At 58.6% G+C, this 18,807-nt stretch carries 14 protein-coding genes; 10 read left to right on the top strand and 4 right to left on the bottom strand.

Features of this window, described 5'->3' with window-relative positions:
- The coding region (locus tag EPN96_09110) for an IS1595 family transposase (GenBank protein ID TAL16500.1) at positions 1–79 on the bottom strand (79 nt) is incomplete at its 3' end.
- A gap of 558 nt (positions 80–637) precedes the next feature.
- Here EPN96_09110 and EPN96_09105 point away from each other — a divergent pair.
- Together EPN96_09105 and EPN96_09100 are read left to right on the top strand one after the other, a co-directional pair.
- Positions 638–1,054: a hypothetical protein gene (locus EPN96_09105; GenBank protein TAL16499.1), complete on the top strand. Its 417-nt coding sequence runs from the start codon at positions 638–640 to the stop codon at positions 1,052–1,054.
- Positions 1,055–1,063: 9 nt separating this feature from the next.
- Positions 1,064–1,453: an HNH nuclease family protein gene (locus tag EPN96_09100; GenBank protein ID TAL16498.1), complete on the top strand. Its 390-nt coding sequence runs from the start codon at positions 1,064–1,066 to the stop codon at positions 1,451–1,453.
- Positions 1,454–1,470: 17 nt separating this feature from the next.
- Here EPN96_09100 and EPN96_09095 read toward each other — a convergent pair whose 3' ends face one another.
- Entirely contained in the window at positions 1,471–2,601 is a 1,131-nt protein-coding gene (locus tag EPN96_09095) for a hypothetical protein (GenBank protein TAL16497.1), read from the bottom strand.
- 180 nt (positions 2,602–2,781) lie between these two features.
- On the opposite strand from EPN96_09095, the gene htpG reads away from it, so the two are divergent.
- From htpG to EPN96_09080, 3 genes are all read left to right on the top strand, one after another.
- The gene (htpG, locus tag EPN96_09090; protein ID TAL16496.1) at positions 2,782–4,704 is read left to right on the top strand and encodes a molecular chaperone HtpG; all 1,923 of its coding nucleotides are present in this window, start codon (positions 2,782–2,784) and stop codon (positions 4,702–4,704) included.
- Positions 4,705–4,806: 102 nt separating this feature from the next.
- On the top strand, positions 4,807–7,080 hold the full coding sequence (gene ptsP / locus EPN96_09085; GenBank protein TAL16495.1) for a phosphoenolpyruvate--protein phosphotransferase: 2,274 nt from the start codon (positions 4,807–4,809) through the stop codon (positions 7,078–7,080).
- Between the two features lie 142 nt (positions 7,081–7,222).
- Positions 7,223–8,293: a class 1 isoprenoid biosynthesis enzyme gene (locus tag EPN96_09080; protein ID TAL16494.1), complete on the top strand. Its 1,071-nt coding sequence runs from the start codon at positions 7,223–7,225 to the stop codon at positions 8,291–8,293.
- 76 nt (positions 8,294–8,369) lie between these two features.
- On the opposite strand, the gene EPN96_09075 is transcribed toward EPN96_09080, so the two are convergent.
- Positions 8,370–9,407 carry a 3-deoxy-7-phosphoheptulonate synthase gene (locus tag EPN96_09075; protein TAL16493.1) on the bottom strand — a complete coding sequence of 346 codons (1,038 nt, stop codon included), beginning with the start codon at positions 9,405–9,407 and terminating at the stop codon, positions 8,370–8,372.
- A gap of 263 nt (positions 9,408–9,670) precedes the next feature.
- Here EPN96_09075 and EPN96_09070 point away from each other — a divergent pair, with 263 nt between their 5' ends.
- The 5 genes from EPN96_09070 to EPN96_09050 are packed head-to-tail and all read left to right on the top strand — an operon-like array spanning position 9,671 to position 16,962.
- The gene (locus EPN96_09070) at positions 9,671–11,467 is read left to right on the top strand and encodes an ABC transporter substrate-binding protein (GenBank protein ID TAL16492.1); all 1,797 of its coding nucleotides are present in this window, start codon (positions 9,671–9,673) and stop codon (positions 11,465–11,467) included.
- A gap of 13 nt (positions 11,468–11,480) precedes the next feature.
- Positions 11,481–12,578, top strand: a complete 1,098-nt coding sequence (locus EPN96_09065) for a microcin C ABC transporter permease YejB (GenBank protein TAL16491.1) — start codon at positions 11,481–11,483, stop codon at positions 12,576–12,578.
- Complete coding sequence (locus EPN96_09060) at positions 12,578–13,675, top strand: ABC transporter permease (protein TAL16490.1); 1,098 nt, start codon at positions 12,578–12,580, stop codon at positions 13,673–13,675. Before EPN96_09065 ends, EPN96_09060 begins: the two co-directional genes overlap by 1 nt.
- Positions 13,672–15,279, top strand: coding sequence for an ABC transporter ATP-binding protein (locus EPN96_09055; protein TAL16489.1), 1,608 nt, complete (start codon positions 13,672–13,674; stop codon positions 15,277–15,279). Before EPN96_09060 ends, EPN96_09055 begins: the two co-directional genes overlap by 4 nt.
- A gap of 54 nt (positions 15,280–15,333) precedes the next feature.
- The gene (locus EPN96_09050; protein ID TAL16488.1) at positions 15,334–16,962 is read left to right on the top strand and encodes a hypothetical protein; all 1,629 of its coding nucleotides are present in this window, start codon (positions 15,334–15,336) and stop codon (positions 16,960–16,962) included.
- A gap of 50 nt (positions 16,963–17,012) precedes the next feature.
- Here EPN96_09050 and EPN96_09045 read toward each other — a convergent pair whose 3' ends face one another.
- Positions 17,013–18,353: a hypothetical protein gene (locus tag EPN96_09045; GenBank protein TAL16487.1), complete on the bottom strand. Its 1,341-nt coding sequence runs from the start codon at positions 18,351–18,353 to the stop codon at positions 17,013–17,015.
- Positions 18,354–18,807: the final 454 nt, after the last annotated feature.

The raw sequence follows: 18,807 nt of genomic DNA, 5'->3' as shown, positions 1-18,807 counted from the left end.
CTGTCCTTGCTGTAGTCCCGGCTACAAAGTGCTCGATCAACCGCTCTTGCTTGCCCCAGCTTAGCCTGCTCTTTCTCATGAACCAATCCTAGATATTTTTAGTTATCTAGGACAGCCCCTACTTTTAAGAATGCAGCTTCAGTCTACGCCGAACGATAAGAGGTTCAACATAATGCTGGCGAATATCCTCATACAGACAGGCGACCTCCCCGGCGCGGCCAGACAGGGGCTGGAGAACATCCGACGCTGGCCGGAGGATGCGGCAACGTGGGAGGCCGTTAATTATCTCGGCGGCGAGGCAAAGGCGAGGGAAATTGCGGGAAGATGAGGGGATAGAATGGCAAAAGGGGCCGGGCGACCCGGCCCCGCTTGCAGCAATCGCCGCATAAAAAAACCCCCCGGCTCTGGACGACAAACGAGCACAGGGGGGCGGCAGGAACATATTTTTTGATTTGAAGTGAGTTTGCCACTGCTTTGGGCTTTGTCAACCGTGTAAAAAAATTATTTGTGAATTTTTTTGCTATAAAAGGTTATTCCCCTTTTCCCCGCCGTTTTCAGGCCTCTTTATTCGTGGTATTTTCTTGGCACAAACGCTGGCGTATAATTTTCGCTCACTTTCACAAGTCAACGGATAAAAATGAAAAAGCACCTCCTCATCTTTGCCGCCCTGGCGGTTTGTTCCCCCGCCGGAGCAGCCTTTGCCGAGATACCCCCCACGCCGCCGCAGAGTCCGTCGCAGGCCGAAAGCCCTTTTGCGCCCTCTTCGCAAAACGAGCTGAGGGAGCTTTCAGCCCAGCTTGAAGCGGTGAAGAAAAAATACGAGGATTTGAAGCTCCGATCGGAAAACGTGACCGCGACGATAGAGGAGAGGGACCGGCTCTCGCAGGAGAACGCGGAGATTACGGAGGAAGCCGAGGAGCTGAGAAGCAGGCTCAAAGTCTCGGACAACTCCTCGCTCTTCAAGTGGTTTCTAGCCGGAGCGCTGGTCTTTCTTGCGGGATGGCTTCTGGGAGCGGCGGGGGGAAGGAACAAAAGAGGAAATCCGTACTATTGAGGAGTCATTTTGTCAGACAACGCACCCAAAACCTCCGGTGAGGTGGAAAAAGCCCTCGCCGAGCTTCGCGCTCAGGCGAAGGAGCCCGGCTACCGGGAGAAATCGCTTAAAATTCACGGCCACATCTGCGCCAGGTGCGCCCGTGAATTTTCAGGCAAGAATCTGAAGCTCCTGACCGTCCACCACAGGGATTCAAATCCCCGGAACAATCCCGAGGACGGATCGAACTGGGAGAACCTCTGCGTCTACTGCCACGACGAGGAGCACAGCCGGGAACTTCTCGGGGATTACGAGGAAGGGCGATCAAAACCTGCCAAGGGGGAGGTGAAGGGGCTTGGGGAAGGAACGAAAATGGGGTCTCTGGGAGATCTCTTCAAGAACGCCCGTTTGAAGAAGTAGCTCCCGGGCGGCCCGGTCTATTTCTTGAAGGCTTTATCAAGGGATATTACGAGCCGAAAACCATTGTCGGAGTAGCGGCTGCCGGGGGCGTCGCCGTCTCTCGCCGAAGTTATCGCCCCCATGTCCGGAGTCATCCACGACCCGCCCCTGATTACCCTGTATTTTTTCTCCGGCTCGTAGTTGGGGTCCGAGGGGACCAGCGGCTGATAGAGGTCTTCGCACCACTCGGCGAGATTCCCGCTCATGTCGTAGAGGCCGAGGCCGTTGGCCTTCTTGGTTCCGACGGGCCTTGAGGAATCGCCCGAATTGGACCTCGTCCAGGCGTAATCGCAGACCTCTTCCTCGCTGTTCGTTCCCGACCAGCGCCAGGACCTGCCTCTCCCCCGCGCGGCGTACTCCCACTGGAACTCGGTCGGGAGGCTGGCCGCCAGGCCCGTCTTTTCACGGAATATTTTCACAAAATCCCTGGCCTCGTACCAGGAGACGTTCTCGACGGGCAGATCGGGGTTTCCCGTGAACCTGGAGGGGTTGTTTTTCATCAGGTCGGTCCACTGCTTCTGGGTGACCTCGAATTTTCCGATCAGAAAGCTTTCAACGAATTCCTTTCGTTTTCTCCCCCCGCTGTCGACGATGAAGTAACCTCCGGGAACGAAGACGAATTCCATTCCCGTTTCCTTGTCACGGATGTTTTCCTTGTGGGTGGAGAGGTTTTGGGGCATGGCGTAGGCATCGACGAAGGAGACTGCGGTTTTGACGCAAAGCTCCTCGTCGGGGGGTATGAAGACATTTCTGCCGAAGACGGTTTTGCCCACCACGGAATCGGTGACGACTATGGTGGCGAAAACGTTGGGGCCGCTGATCCAGTACTCGCCGCTCACGGCAATGTCGGGAGGCGGGGAATCCGCCTTGAAAACGACGTTGCAGCCAAGTTCCGTCAAGCGCTTTGCGATTTCAGATTCGATGTCGCAGGCCAGAACGACGTCGGAGGTGACCGAAAACTCTCCCACCAGCGCCGTCTCGCTGTGCGCGGGAGCGGCGAAAAAAAGAGCCGCCGCCGCCGCCGTTGAGACAAGGCAGGCCTGCTTTGCGTGAAAATGCAATGACTTCATAGCCCCTTTAACCAACCCATTTTCCCCGGTAAGGCGCATGCAGCGCGCCGCAAAACCAACAGTAGCTTAAACCGCGATTTCTTGAAACTGTCAAGGGGGCCTGCCGGCGGAAAACGAAGAGCCCGGAAAGCTGAAGACACTTGACTTGAAGCTGCAAATGATTATCTTCCCCCCGATATTAACGAGCGCCGCATGGCTTTCACAAGGAGGTTTTTTCAGATGTCCATCAGGAAGACCACCAGAAAATTCAAGGCGGAAGTCAACGAGCTTCTTGACCTTATCATCAATTCCCTTTACTCGAACAAGGAGATATTCCTCCGCGAGCTTGTCTCCAACTCCTCCGACGCCCTCGACAAGCTGAAATTCAAGGCCCAGACCGAGCCGGAGCTTCTCGAAGGTGACACAGCGGACTTCGGGATAACGCTCAGGGCCGACCCGGCCGCGAGGACCCTCGAAGTCTCCGACAACGGCATAGGGATGACCTTCGACGAGGTGGTCGAGAACATCGGGACGATAGCGAAAAGCGGCACCGCGCTCTTTACCGAGGCTCTCGCCGCGCTAAAGGAGAAGAAAACCTCCGCGCCCGAGCTAATCGGCCAGTTCGGCGTGGGTTTTTACTCCGCCTTCATGGTCGCCGACAAAATCACCATCGTGACGAGGGCCGCCGGTCACGCAACCGCCGTCAAGTGGGAATCCACCGGCGACGGCTCCTACACGATCGAGGAAGCCCAAAGGCCGCAGAGAGGCACGACCGTAACCGTCCACCTCAAGGAAAAGGGCGAAGGAGATAAGGATTACTGCGACGAGTGGACCCTTCGCGACATAGTCAAACGCCACTCTGATTTCGTCTCCTACCCGATAATGATGGAGGTGACCCGCCGGGCGCCGGTTCCCGGCGGCGACGGCAAAGAAGCTCCCGAGAAATACGAGGAGAAGACGGTCACCGACGTGCTGAATTCCATGAAGGCGCTCTGGGCGAGGCCGAAGGCCGAAATCAGCGACGATGAATACAAGGAGTTCTACAAGCACGTCTCCCACGACTGGACCGACCCGCTTTCCTGGCTCCACGTCAAGCTGGAGGGGACCACCGAATTCGACGCCCTGCTCTACATTCCGCAAAAGAGGCCGCACGACCTCTTCCGGCCCAACGCCCACCACGGCGTCTCCCTCTACTCCAAGCGCATCTTCATAATGAGCGACTGCAAAGAGCTTCTCCCGCCCTACCTGCGTTTTCTGCACGGCGTGGTAGACTCCTCCGACCTCAGTCTCAACGTCTCCAGGGAGATATTGCAGGAGGACCGCGTCGTTCAGGGGATACGAAAGGCGCTCGTCCGGCGCGTCCTCGACCATATCGCCGAGCTGCCCGAGGAAAAATTCCTCGCTTTTTACGCCGAATTCGGCGCGGTGCTCAAGGAGGGGGTCCATTCCGACCACCAGAACCGCGACCGCATAGCGAAGATGCTCCGCTACCGGACCTCTAAGTCCGGAGGCGAGCTTGTCACCCTGGACAAGTACGTCGAAAACATGGCCGAGGGGCAGGAGCATATCTACTACCTCACCGGCGAATCCATCCCCTCCCTCTCCGGGAGCCCCCACCTCGAAGTCCTCCGCAAGAAGGGGATCGAGGTTCTCCTGATGACCGATCCGATCGACGAGTTCGTCACCGAGTCTCTCGGGGAATACTCCGGCAAGGCCTTCAGGAGCGCGGAAAAGGGAGACCTCGACATAGCAGGGGAGGAGGAGCCGGAGAAAGAAAAGGAGTATTCGGGCCTCGTGGATTTCCTCAAAAAAACCCTCGGCGACAAGGTGAAGGGGGTGCGGCCCTCCCACCGTCTGGCCGACTCCGCCTCCTGCCTCTGCGCGGAGGAGCAGGAGATGAGCGCCCTGATGGTCAAGATGCTCAAAGCCACCGGGCAGGGATTTCCCGAAGCGAAGAGGACTCTGGAAGTAAACCTCGGACATCCGCTGCTCGCAGGTCTGAAGAGTGTCTACGAGAGAGAACCCGAGTCTCCGAGGCTCGCCGGGTACGCGCAGCTCCTCTACGAACTGGCGCTGGTTTCCGAGGGGACGAAGATGGAAAACCCCTCCGATTTCGCCAAAAGGGTCGGCGAACTGGCCGCCGAAGCGCTGAAACGGCAGTAAGCCGGTACTCATTTGGCGTTTTGCCGGTAAACTCTTTATAGATGAATCCGGTCAGTACATCCGCCACAGCGTTTTCGCGCGAGCGATATTTAAGGAAAGCCTTTGACTGAAAACAAGGAACTGATCCTCCTGGAGGAAATATCCTTCACCATCGCGGAGACGAAGGAGATTCAAAAAGCCCTCGAAAGAGTGGTCGAACTGATCTCCACGCGGCTTCGGGTGGATGTCGTCTCGATATTCTTCTTCGAGGAGGGCGAGCTTGTCCTTAAGGCGACGCGGGGACTTCTCCCCCTGGCGCTCAAAAAGGTCAGAATGACCCCGTGGGAGGGCCTCACCGGCCTCACCTTCAGGCAAAACGCCCCCGTAAACGTGGAGGACGCCGGTTCCCACCCCGATTTCAAATACTTCGATGGGATAAGCGAAAACGCCCTTTCCAGCTTTCTGGGCATTCCGGTTCTCTACTTCGGAAACCCGATCGGGGTTCTCTCCCTCCAGACGAAGGAAAGAAGGTTCTTCACCCCTGACGAGGTGAGAATGCTTGTCGCCGTCGCCGGGCAGCTTTCCGGGGTAATGGCCTCGGCCATGCTCTCGGCGAAGACCGCCTCGCATGCGAAAAGGCCCTCTCCCCGCGCCGAACAGCCGGGGTTTCTAAAGGGCACTCCCGCCAGCCCCGGCTTCGGCCGCGGCCGCCTCCTGATCATGAAGGAGAAGATGGACCTCGACGCGATGGGCGAATGCCCCTGCGCCTCGGTGGAGGAGGGGCTCGGCCGCTTCGAGGAGGCGATGGAGAAGGCCGAGGGAGACATCGCCGCCCTGCGGGACAAGGTCAGCGGGGCGCTGAGCGAGGCCGACGGAGAGATTTTCCACGCCCACCTCCTGATGCTTCAGGACAAGGGGCTCCGGGACAAGGTAAAAAGCCGCATCTCGGAGGGGGAGGGGCCCGTCCGGGCCGTGGTCGGGGTTGCCCACGAGTACATTGACGCCTTTCTTGCGATGGAGGATACCTTCCTTCGCGACAGGGCGGCCGACATCCGCGACCTGGCCCACCGGATTATCGGCCACCTGATGATGGAGGAGGCGCAAAAGCCCAAATCCTTTCAGGAGCCGACCATCGTCCTCGCCTCCGATACCACCCCTTCGCAGATAGCAGCCCTCATCCAGCCCGGCCTGAAGGGCGTCGCCCTTACCCAGAGCGGCCTCAATTCCCACGCGGTGATACTCTGCCGGGCGGCGGGAGTCCCCGCCATCGTCGGGATAGACGGCGACCTGAATGGACTGGAGGAGGTCAGGAGCGCGATTCTGGACGGGAACACCGGCATGCTCTACCTCGAACCGGGAGAAGCGGTAAGCGAGGAGTACGAGCGTCTGGAAAAAGAGATGCAAAGCGCCGGGGCAAAGCTTCGCGCGCATCTTAAAAAGCCTTCCCGGACGAAGGACGGAGAATATATCACCCTCAAGGGCAACGCGGCCCTCCTCAGCGACGCTCCGAGGATAAAGGAGAGAGGCGCGGAAGGAATCGGCCTCTACCGTACGGAGTTCCCCTTCCTCGTGAGGCAGGATCTGCCCAGCGAGCAGGCCCAGTACGAGGTCTATTCCCGCGCGGTGAAGATAATGCAGGGCCTTCCGGTGACCTTCCGCACCCTCGACATAGGCGGCGACAAGCCCCTTCCCTACCTCCCCCTCGGCCACGAAGAGAATCCCCAGATGGGTTTTCGCTCCCTGCGCATGAGCTTCGGCCTCAAGGAGGTCTTTTGCGAGCAGGTGCGGGCAATGCTCCGGGCCAGCGCCCACGGCCCGGTGAATATCCTTTTTCCCATGGTGACGGACCTCGCCGAACTGCAATGGGCGCTTGAAATCGTGGAGGAGGAAAAGAAGAAAACCGGGCGCGATTCTGCCGGAAACGTGAGCGTGGGCGCGATGATAGAGGTGCCCGCCGCCGCGATAATGTTCGACAAGCTCCTGCCCTTCGCGGATTTCTTTTCCATAGGCACCAACGACCTCACCCAGTACCTTCTCGCCGTAGATCGGGGCAACCGCAAGGTAGCGCACATTTACGACCCGATGCACCCGGCGGTGCTCCGCACCCTCTGGGATCTTTCCAAAAGGGCGAAGAAGGCAAAAAAGCCCCTCAGCGTCTGCGGCGAGCTGGCGGCCACCCCCGTCGGCGCCGCCGCCCTCCTCGCCCTCGGCTACACGGAAATTTCAGTCACCCCTTCGGCGATCCTCAAGATCCGCCGCTTCATCCAGTGCGTCAACGCCTCCGAACTGGTTAAAATCAGGGGGAAACTCCTTCGGGCGGGGTCCGCCCCGGAAACGAAGGAGATAATCCAAAAGGCGCTTCGGGCACAGAGCCTTCCTGAAACTCTTCTTCTGTGACCGGGAGGCTGTTAAAAAACGTCGGGCGAATGTTTTTTGAGCCCCGTGGAACTTGACGTTGCACTCCCGGCGGTCCCGAAATAGAATAGCAAGGCTGTAAGCTGGGAAATATCCGAGCAGCGAACCTTATCGGGAGTTTTAAATGACCCTCTCTCCAGTTTTCCGGGACCTTGAAAAACTCAATATGGTGATAGAAGCGCTCGGCGAAGAGGAATTCGCCGACGCCCTCGCCATACAGAAGGGCGCGGTCGGCAGGCTCTACGCCGATCTGCCCCTCATAATCGACTCCACCCGGCTCGACCCTGTGCTTGTGCGCGAGCTCGCCCCCGAGGACGATTCCGAGTTCGCCCAGAGGTACTTCTTCATCACCCTTTTCACCCTGATACTCAAATCCCTCGGCATCAGCCGGACGCGGCTTGATTTTTACGCGGAGCTCAACTACTGCATCATGGGCACCACCGCAGCCGCCGACAACCTCTTCGACGGCGAGGACAAGGCCTTTTTGCCCATCGCGCAGGGCGGGGGAAGCGTCTATCACTCGGTGCTGCAATTGATGTGTTTCGAGAGGCTGGTGGCAAAGATCGGCTCAAGGGCGGTAGCGAAGGGGATTCTGGACGAACAGCTCTTCTCCGAGATCCAGAAGGGCCTTCTGGACAAGCTGGCGGCAATCGGCTCTCTCGAAGGCTCGGAGGAAAGCGGGGTCGAGGATATCCCCTCCCCCGAGGAGATGGTCAAGAAGGTTCACGGCGTTCGCGGGGGGATGCTCTTCGGCCTCGCCACCGTGGCCCCCTCCATCCTTGAAGGGGAAGACCTCTTCGCCGAGTTGGCGGAGGCGGCCCAGGCGATAAAAGACCTCGGCACCGCCTTTCAGATAATCGACGACATAACCGATTTCGAGTTCGACCTGACCAGAAAGAGCCACAACATCCTCGTCTCCCAGATACACCACCGGGGAACCCCCGAAGAGAAGGCCGCCCTCAAGCGCGCGATAGAGACTTCGCCGGAGGGGGAGGATTTCGTGGAGAAGTACGCTATGGCCTCTGGCGTCCGCGCCCTCGAAATGGCGGTGGAACTTATCGGCGGCTCCGTCGAGAAGCTCTGCGACCTCGAATTCTCACTGGACAAGCCCATGTCCCGCGACCTCGCGGTCTGCTTCGCCTCGACCAGAGGCACGCCGAGACTTCAAGCCCTCGCCGACATGCTGGAAGAGTAGCCGCGCCGTTCCATATGCCTTTGACATGAAAAGGCCCCTTCCGGGGCCTTTTTCAGTCTGGGGTTTATCGCGACGTTTAACCCAAAACTTCTCCGACTCTCCTGAGCAGTCTCTCGGTAGTGGCCCAGTCAATACAGGCGTCGGTTATGGAAACTCCGTATTTCAGGTCCTTCGGGTCGGCGAGTTTCTGGCTCCCCGGTTCAAGGAAACTTTCGAGCATGAAGCCGCAAATGCCGGAACCCTCGGATATCTGCTTCAGTACGCTCTCCAGCGCCTCTTCCTGCCGCCTGTAGTCCTTGTTCGAGTTGCCGTGGCTGCAATCGACGATTATTCCGGGGGGCAGCGACCCTTCCTTCAATCTGCGCGAGGCCTCCTCCATGTGGGAGGGGCCGTAATTGGGGCCGCCGTCGCTGCCGCGAAGGACAAGGTGCCCGTTGCGGTTGCCCGAGGTTTCGACTATCGCGGTTCGCCCGTCGTGGCTTATGCCCAGAAAGCTGTGGCTGGACCTCGCGGAGCGCATGGCGTCGAGTGCGACGGTGAGGTCTCCGCTGGTCGGGTTCTTGAACCCAACGGGGAAGCTGAGCCCGCTGACCATCTCGCGGTGGGTCTGGGACTGGGTGGTCCTCGCGCCGAGACTCCCCCAGCTTATGAGATCGGCGAAATACTGGGGATATACGGGGCTCAGGGTCTCGGTGGCTATCGGAAGTCCCATCGCCGTTATCTCGCAAAGGAGCCTTCTGGCGACGCCGAGGCCCTTTGAGATGCGGTTGGATTCGTTGAGGTCGGGGTCGTTGACGAGCCCCTTCCACCCAACGGCGGTACGCGGCTTCTCGAAGTAGGCGCGCATGATGACCAGGACTTTTCCGCCGAGCTCGCCCGAGAGCTTCGCCAGCCTCTCCGCGTAATCGAGGGCCGCCGCGGGATCGTGTATCGAGCAGGGGCCGACGATGGCGAGAACCGCGGACTTTTCGCCGTGGACTACGGAGGCCACCTTCTCCCTGGCCTTCGCGACCAGCTCAAACCCCCCGTCGGGAGCCGGGAAAACCTGCTTTAAGGCCTCCGGCGCGATTATCGGGGTTGTCGATCTTACGTGAACGTCTTCCGTCGGGCGCATGTCGTCTCCGTCAGTAAAATTTTATCCACAGCCGCAGTGAAGGCGCATTATTTCACCAAACCTCAGTTGGTAGCAACCCAAAACCGCCTGTTCTCACTGGAGTTTAAAGGCTCCGGCAATAATTGACGGTGCAGGAGGGTGTTCAAAAACGTCGCGTAGCGGTTTTTGGCGTCTCTCGCCGAAAATCAGTTCTTTACAAGCAAAGGTTTCGGCTGGAAAATTACAAGTTGCCGCTTACCGGCCAATCCGAGGGAAAGAGCACCATGCCAAAGAGACTTTTTTTCGCCGCCGCCGCGCTTCTGGCGGCTCTGCCCGCTTTCGCCGGGACCCACGCGCTCGCCATGCACGGAGAGCCGAAGTACGGCCCGGCCTTCAAGCACTTCGCTTACGTGAACCCGGCCGCCCCGAAGGGCGGGGCAATGCGCACCCACGCGATAGGCACCTTCGACAACCTCAACCCCTTCATCCTCAAGGGGGTAGCGCCGACGGGCATCGGCAGGACCTTCGACACCCTTCTCGTCAGGTCCGAGGACGAGCCTTTCACGATGTACGGCCTCATAGCCGAAGCGATCGAGGTCCCGAAGGACCGCTCCTTCGTCAAATTCAAATTAAACCCCAAAGCGACCTTCTCCGATGGCAAGCCCGTTACCGCCGAGGACGTAATCTTCACCTTCGAGACGCTGAAAGAGAAGGGCCACCCCTTTTACCGCGCCTACTATTCCTCGGTTAAAAAAGCCCAGAAGGAAGGGACGAACGAGGTGAAGTTCACCTTCGCCGAGGGCGACAACCGCGAGCTTCCCCTGATAATCGGCGAAATGCCGGTGCTCTCGAAGAGCTTTTTCGCCAACCGGGATTTCGAGAAGACCACCCTCGACCCGCTGCTGGGCTCCGGCCCCTACAAGGTCGATTCCGTGGACCCCGGCCGCTCCATCGTCTACCGCAGAAACCCCTCCTACTGGGGAAAAGACCTGCCGGTCAACGTCGGCAAGAACAACTTCGACACGATACGGGTGGATTACTACAGGGACCAGACGGTGGCGCTTGAGGCCTTCAAGGCGGGCGAATACGACTTTCGCGCCGAGAACACCGCGAAGACCTGGGCGACCGGCTACGATTTCCCGGCGGTGAAGGAGGGGAAGGTAATATTGAAGGAGATTCCCCACAAGAACTCCAGCGGGATGCAGGGTTTCGCCTTCAACACCCGAAAAGCCCTTTTCGCCGATCCGAAGGTGCGAAAGGCCCTCTCCTACGCCTTCGATTTCGAGTCGGCCAACAAGCAGCTCTTCCATAACTCCTATACCCGCACCGACTCCTATTTCGACAACTCCGATCTGGCCTCAACCGGCCTGCCGACGGGCGAGGAACTTGAAATACTTAAAAAATACAAGGGGCGCATCCCCGGAGAGGTCTTCACCACGGAGTACCAGCCCCCCTCCTTCGCTGGGAACGACGCGAACGAGGTGAACAAGAAGCTGCGCGACAACCTCCTCACCGCCAAAAACCTCCTCGAAGAGGCGGGGTGGAAGGTGGTGGACGGAAAGCTCAGGAACGCCGGAGGAGAGGTATTTTCCTTCGAGATACTCCTCGAAAACCCCGCCTTCGAGCGCATCTCCCTACCCTTCGCCAAGAACCTCGAAAGGCTCGGCATCGAGGCGAAGGTGCGCACCATAGACCCGACCCAGTACGAAAAGCGGATGGAGACCTTCGACTTCGACATGACCGTCGAGGTCTTCGGCCAGTCCCTCTCGCCCGGCAACGAGCAGCGGGATTTCTGGACCTCTAAATCGGCCGGAATCAACGGGAGCCGCAACACCATCGGAGTCAGGGACCCGGTGGTGGACGAGCTGGTGGAACTGGTGATTTCCGCCAAGAGCCGCGAGAGCCTCGTCGCAAGGACGAAGGCGCTCGACCGCGTCCTCCTCTACGGCTATTACGTCATCCCCCAGTGGCACATATCCAGCTGGCGCGTGGCCTACTGGAACAAGTTCGGGATACCGCCGGTCACACCGCCCTACGAGCTTCCGGTGGACGCCTGGTGGTCGCTTGCGGCCCCGAAATAGGTTAGGCGGATAATTGCTGGCCTACGTAGCGAGACGCCTGCTGCTCATAATCCCCACGCTTGTGGGGATTATGCTGCTCAATTTCCTGATCGTGCAGGCCGCCCCCGGCGGGCCGGTCGAGCAGATAATCTCGCAGCTCAAGGGAAAGGGCGTCGGCGCAACCGCCCGCGTCGGCGGCTCTTCCGGCTCCGAGGCGGGAGGAGTCTCCTCGGCTCCGCCCGGAGCGGATTCCAGCAGGGGCGCGAGGGGCATCGATCCGGCGCTCATCAAACAGCTCGAAAAACAGTTCGGCCTCGACAAGCCGGTCGGCGAGCGTTTTTTGCTGATGATGAAGAACTATCTGGTCTTCGACTTCGGCAATAGCTTCTACCGCGACCGCTCGGTCGCGGAACTGGTGATAGAGAAGCTCCCCGTCTCGATCTCTCTCGGCCTCTGGTCCACCTTCCTCATCTACTTCATCTCGATACCGCTCGGCATAGCCAAAGCGGTGCGCGACGGCTCGCGCTTCGACGTGGCGACCAGCATGGCGGTGATCGTGGGCTACGCGGTGCCCGCCTTTCTCTTCGGCATCCTCCTGATCGTCCTCTTCGCGGGCGGCACCTTCCTGAACTGGTTTCCCCTGCGCGGAATAGTCTCGGAGAACTGGTCCTCCCTCTCGCCCGGCGGAAAGATTCTCGACTATTTCTGGCACATGGCCCTGCCGACGACGGCTATGGTGGTGGGCGGCTTCGCCAGCCTGACGATGCTTACCAAAAACTCCTTCATGGACGAGATACACAAGCAGTACGTCACCACCGCTAGGGCGAAGGGGCTCTCCGAGCAAAAAATCCTCTACGGCCACGTCTTTAGGAACGCGATGCTCATCGTCGTGGCCGGTTTCCCCGCGGCTTTCGTCTCGATCTTCTTCACCGGCTCGCTGCTCATCGAGGTCATCTTCTCTCTCGACGGCCTCGGCCTCCTCGGCTTCGAGGCGGCGATAAGCCGCGACTACCCGGTGATGTTCGGCACCCTCTACTTCTTCACCCTTCTCGGCCTTGTGATGAACCTCGTCAGCGACCTGACCTACATGTTCATCGACCCGAGGATAGATTTCGAGAAGAGGGAGGGCTGATGGCGGGAAAATTCCTCCGCTTCCCGCGCCTCTCCCCCATCGGGCGAAGAAGGCTGGAGAATTTCCGGGCCAACAGGCGGGGCTACTGGTCGCTCTGGATATTCCTCGTAATCTTCACCCTCAGCCTCTTCGCGGAGTTTCTGGCCAACGACAAGCCGCTCCTCGTCCGGTACGACTCCAGGCTCTACGCGCCGGTCTTTTTCTCCTACCCCGAAAGCGACTTCGGAGGAATCTTCGACACCGAGGCGGACTACAAGGATCCTTCCGTCAAGGCGCTCATCGAGGAAAGGGGCTGGCTGCTCTGGCCGCCGATACCCTTCAGCTACGACACTCCCAACAAGGAGCTTGACGTCCCCGTCCCCTCGCCGCCGACGCGGGTGAACTGGCTCGGGACCGACGATCAGGGGCGCGACGTTACGGCGAGGCTGATTTACGGCTTTCGCATCTCGGTCCTCTTCGGCCTGTGCCTCACCATAATTTCATCGATCGTGGGCGTTGCGGCGGGGGCGGTGCAGGGGTACTTCGGCGGCAGGACGGATCTCTATCTCCAGAGGTTCATCGAGATATGGTCGGGGCTGCCCGTCCTCTACCTGCTGATAATCCTCTCTTCGGTGGTGGAGCCCAACTTCCTCCTCCTGCTGGGGCTGATGCTCCTCTTCAGCTGGATGGGGCTGGTGGGCATCGTCCGCGCGGAGTTTTTGCGGGCCCGCAACTTCGACTACGTGCGGGCCGCGAGGGCGCTGGGCGTCTCGGACGCGGTGATAATATGGCGTCACGTCCTCCCCAACGCGATGGTGGCGACGATAACCTTCCTGCCCTTCATCCTGACCAGTTCGATAACCACCCTCACCTCGCTGGATTTTCTCGGCTTCGGCATGCCCCCCGGCTCCCCCTCGCTCGGCGAGATACTTAATCAGGGGAAGGCGAACCTCCAGGCCCCCTGGCTTGGGATAACCTCCTTCGTCCTGCTGGCCTTCACCCTCTCGCTCCTGATTTTCATCGGCGAGGCCGCCCGCGACGCCTTCGACGCCCGAAAATCCATCCCCAACACCACGGCGGAAAACGAAGAGCTGCTTCAAACCGTGGGTAAAGCGTGACCGCGCCCCTTCTGGAGGTAAAAGACCTCTCCGTCAGCTTTCACACCCCCTACGGCGAGGTCGTGGCGGTCAGGAAAGTCTCCTTCTCCCTGAAAAAGGGGGAGACGCTGGCGCTTGTGGGCGAATCGGGCTCCGGCAAATCGGTCTCCGCCCTCTCGATACTGAAACTTCTGCCCTACGCGCAGGCGAGCCACCCCTCGGGCGAGATACTCTTCGATGGCGAGGATATCCTGAAAGCGCCGCAGGAGCGGCTTCAAAAGGTGCGCGGCGGGCGCATCGGCATGGTCTTTCAGGAGCCGATGACCTCCCTGAACCCCCTCCACCGCGTCGGGAGGCAGATAAGCGAGACCCTGGTCATCCACCGGGGGATGCGCCCCGGGGAGGCGAGACGAAAATCGCTCGAACTTCTCTCCCTCGTCGGCATCCCCGACCCTGAGACGAAGATCGACGCCTTCCCCCACGAGTTATCCGGAGGCCAGCGCCAGCGGGTTATGATCGCGATGGCGCTGGCCAACGAGCCGGACCTCCTCATAGCCGACGAGCCGACCACCGCGCTCGACGTGACCATTCAGGCGCAGATACTGAACCTTTTAAAAGACCTCCAGAAGCGCTTCGGCATGGCGGTGCTCATCATCACCCACGATCTCGGCATCGTGGAGCGGTTCGCCGACAGGGTAGCCGTGATGACCGGCGGCGAGATCGTCGAGGAAGGCAAAACCGCCAACGTCTTCGCCTCCCCCCGCCATCCCTACACGCAAAAGCTCCTCTCCTCGGAGCTGGGGTTCAACCCCGACGAGCCGCCCCCGGACTCCGATATCGTAATCTCCGGCGAGAAAGTTAAAGTCTGGTTCCCGATAAAGAAGGGGTTTTTCCGGAAGGTCGCGGGGTACGTAAAGGCGGTTGAGGAGGTGGACGTGGAGGTGCGGCGCGGACACACGCTGGGCATCGTAGGCGAATCCGGCTCCGGCAAGACCACCCTCGCCCTCGCCCTCTCGCGGCTCCTTAGCTCCGAGGGGGCGATAACCCTTGGAGGCCGCAGGATTGACGCGCTTGGGCGAAGAGAGCTTCGGCCTCTCCGGCGGGAGATCCAGATAGTCTTTCAGGACCCCTTCGGCAGCCTTTCGCCGCGCCTCTCGGCAAGGGAGATAATCGAAGAGGGGCTCCTCGTCCACAACATCGGAGCCACCCCGGAAGAGAGGGACGCGCTGGTCGTCGAGGCGCTCGAACAGGTGGGGATGGACCCGGCCAGCAGGTTTCGCTACCCGCATGAGTTTTCCGGCGGGCAGCGGCAGAGGATAGCGATAGCTCGGGCGCTCGTGCTCAAGCCCTCGGTGCTCATCCTCGACGAGCCCACCTCGGCGCTCGACCGCTCGGTGCAGGCGAAGCTCGTCGAGCTTTTGCGCGGCCTCAAAAAGCGCCTCGGCCTCACCTACCTCTTCATCTCCCACGATCTGAAAGTAGTCAGGGCGCTCGCCGACGAGATAGTCGTAATGAAAGACGGTCTCATCGTCGAAAAAGGCCCCGCCAAAAAGGTCTTTGAGGAGCCGGAGCACCCCTACACCAGAAAACTCCTCCTCGCGGCGCTCAAGATCGAGGCGGGGTAGGGCGCATTACGGTTTGCGCTTGACTCACCATGCCGGATAATTTGGAATGAAACCATGACCTTTAAAAAATACTCGACGGCGATCTTCGCGGCCCTGCTAGCGGCGCTGGTGCTGGCGGTCTTTTGGCAGACGACGGGGTTTGAGCTTATCAACCTCGACGATCTCAACTACACAGTTCTTCACTCCGTCGTCAAAGAGGGCCTTACCTTTTCGGGAATAAAAGAAGTTTTTACCTCAATCCAGTTTTCGGGCTACATGCCCGTGACCCTGCTTTCCTACATGGCCGACGTTGAGTTTTTCGGCTTGAAACCTTCTGGTTTTCACTTCACCAACACCTTTCTCCATCTTTTAAATACCCTTCTGCTCTTCGCTTTTCTTTACCGGGCCACGGGTTCTGGGTTGAAAAGCTTTTTTGCGGCGGCTCTGTGGGCGATCCACCCTCTGCGCGCCGAATCGGTAGCTTGGGTCGCGGAACGAAAAGACGTGCTGGCGGGGTTCTTCTTTCTCGCGGGGCTTCTGTCCTACTGCGAATACGCTAAGAGCAAGAGGCCTGTCTTTTACGTCGCGGCGCTTGTCGCAATGCTTCTCGGGCTTCTCTCCAAGTCTATACTCGTGGTCTTTCCCCTCGTTCTCCTCATTCTGGATTTCTGGCCTCTAGAAAGATTCAAGCAAGAGGGGGGGAAAACGAAAAAACTCCTCATCGAGAAAATCCCGTTTTTAGCCCTTTCAGCCCTTTTTTCGGTGCTGTCGTTTATAAATCAGAAAGAATCCATATACTCGCTACAGCACGGGAGCGTATTTTCCCGTATTCCCGACATACCTACCTCTTACCTTCATTATCTTAAGGAGACGTTGTGGCCGGTCGGCCTTTTCATGGAGGACAGGCATACGACTAATTATCTCAGCGGCGTCTGGGCGCTGGGTGCCGGGCTTTTGATAATCGCCCTCACGTTCCTGGTCTGGAGGTTCAGAAAAACCATTCCCGCGGTAACAGCCGGGTGGTTTTGGTACCTTGTCATTCTATTTCCTGTCAGCGGAGTCGTTCCCCTGGATTTTTATTTGGTGGCGGACCACTTCACCTATTTACCGCACATCGGTTTGATGGTTGCAGCGGTGTGGGGGACAGAACGCCTTTACAGCCACTTTTTACAGAATGCGAAGCCGCTTGCCATAGCCGGTGGAGTAATCGCAATTGTCCTTGCAGTGCTTTGTTTTCAGCAGGTTTCTCTCTGGAGAGATGAGCTGACCCTGTTTAGTTACGTCGATAAAATGAGCGGCGGTAAAAACGCGCATGCGAATAAAACCCTGGCCTTTCATTGCTACAATGACGCTCTTGCTCACTATAATGAGGGCAAGTATGGGGAAGCTTATGATGAATTGAGCCGGACCCTGCTTCTTGATCCCTATGCGCCGAAAGCGAACGGCCACAAGGGGATCGTAGCGGCGAATCTAGGCAGGTATGGCGAAGCTGCGGAACTGTTAAGAAAAGAACTCGAGATGGCCCCCGGCGACAGGGATTTCAGCACAAGGCTTGCAAACATCCTCATACTTGGGGGCGATCTGCCCGGCGCGGCGAGACAAGGTCTGGAGAACATCCGCCGCTGGCCCGACGACAAGGTTGCATGGCAAGCTATCAACTACCTCGGTGGCGAAGAAAAGGCGAGGATGCTTGCGGGAAGATGAGAGGATATAAGTAGCAAAGGGGCCGGGCGACCCGACCCCTTTGCAGATGCTCAGTAATCCTGGAATAGAGAACCTGCGGCCCAGTCGGATTCACCGCTGACAGCACGGTATGCGCCACCGCTAACCGATGAGAATCTACCGTTAGCTTGATTGTTTAGACCACCGTTAACGGATGATCTTTCGCCGGAAGCGATATTGTCCCCGCCACCGCTAACCGATGAGAATCTACCGTTAGCTTGATTGTTTAGACCACCGTTAACGGATGATCTTTCCTCGGAAGCGATATTATCCCCGCCACCGCTCACTGATGAAGTAATACCTGAGGCGGTGTTATTTGTCCCACCACTCACCCACGACGCGTCACCGCTAGCTACGTTGCTCGCGCCACCGCTCACTGATGAAGTATTACCTGAGGCGGTGTTATTTGACCCACCACTCACCGACGAGTAATTATTGGTTGTCCGATTGGCATAACCTCCACCAATCCATGAGATAAGACCTTGCGCATTGTTTCCATCGCCTCCGGATACGGATGAAACTAAACCTTCTGCGGTGTTCGATGTCCCCCCGGATATGCTGGAGTACAGTCCACTCGGACGATTGCCGTAGCCCCCGCTTACGCTTGAGCTTTCGCCGCTGGCGAAATTCCATGAACCACCCGAGACCGCGCCGTAAATTCCCGTGACGTGATTTAAATTTCCCCCGGAAACACTGGCAAACGGTGCAAGAAGATAGTTATGTTCACCCGCAACGAACCCGCCATAACTGATGAACTGGTGATTTGGCCCTACAATCATGTTATGTGACCCAAACCGAAGAGTTCCCTCCACGTTTTCGTTATACCCGACGATGAGGTTGCCGAGGCTGGTAAGGGTTGTTTCTACCGTTGCTCCGGAACCGCTTCTCACATGCACGTTCGCCCCGGTGAAAATGACGTGTGGGCCTGCAAGGTCGTTGATGGTGTTGGTGTCTACTGAGACGTAGGCGCCTAGATCAAGGACGGGGTTGTTGTTCAGAGTGTCGATCTGCCCTTGAAGGTTGGAGATTTGACCAACGAGAGCATCGACGGTGGTTGATAAAGTCTGTATCAAGGCTAATTGATCCCGTATGGTTTGTTCGAGCTTGGCATTGGTGACCACGCCATCGGCGATGTCGGCGGTGCCGACGTTTCCATCCGCGATCTTGTCGCCCGTCACCGAGCCCGTGGAGAGGTCGGCGGCTCCAATGTCCCCGTCAAGGATTTTGGCGCTTGTGACGGCGCTGTCGGCGAGGTCAACGGTCATTACCTGCCCGTCGATAATGTCCGCCGACGTTACGTTGCCCGCCGAGGCCGTGCCCGCCTGAATGGCCAGAAAAATGCCGAGTGCGAGAATTCCGAGTTTTGACTTCATCTCTTTTTCTCCGGTTCAAGGTGAGAGTTGACGGGAATCGTCAAGCTCCGTCGGCCGGTTGTGACCGGCCTTATATCCCCGTTACCGTGCGGTATTGATTTGCACTCAGTGTAGCAAAAACAAAAAGGCCGCCCTTCGTGACTTCGTCACCAAAGGCGGCCTCTATGCTTACAAGCCCACCCCCGGACTGGCTGTCGGCTAACGTGTCGCATCTTCGCACAGGGGGGGGCACGCAAGGGCAATTTATCGTGGCACCACGGGGAGTTTGCGAGCGTTTGACGGGCATGTTTTATGGTATTTCTGGACTCCCGCATACGCGGGAGTGACGGAAAGGTGGATTCCTATATGGTCGCCCCTTTGGATGCAAGGGCTGAAGTGAGGTGTAAAGGTTCGATTGCAGCCATATATCCGGACTTTTTGCAAGGTTCTTTGACCTTTGTCCCTGATGGAATAC

Source organism: bacterium (genome assembly GCA_004322275.1).
Taxonomy (GTDB): Bacteria; Desulfobacterota; Deferrisomatia; order Deferrisomatales; family BM512; genus SCTA01.
Note: the sequence above shows the minus strand (reverse complement) of the source record. Positions and strands in the feature narration are given on the sequence as shown.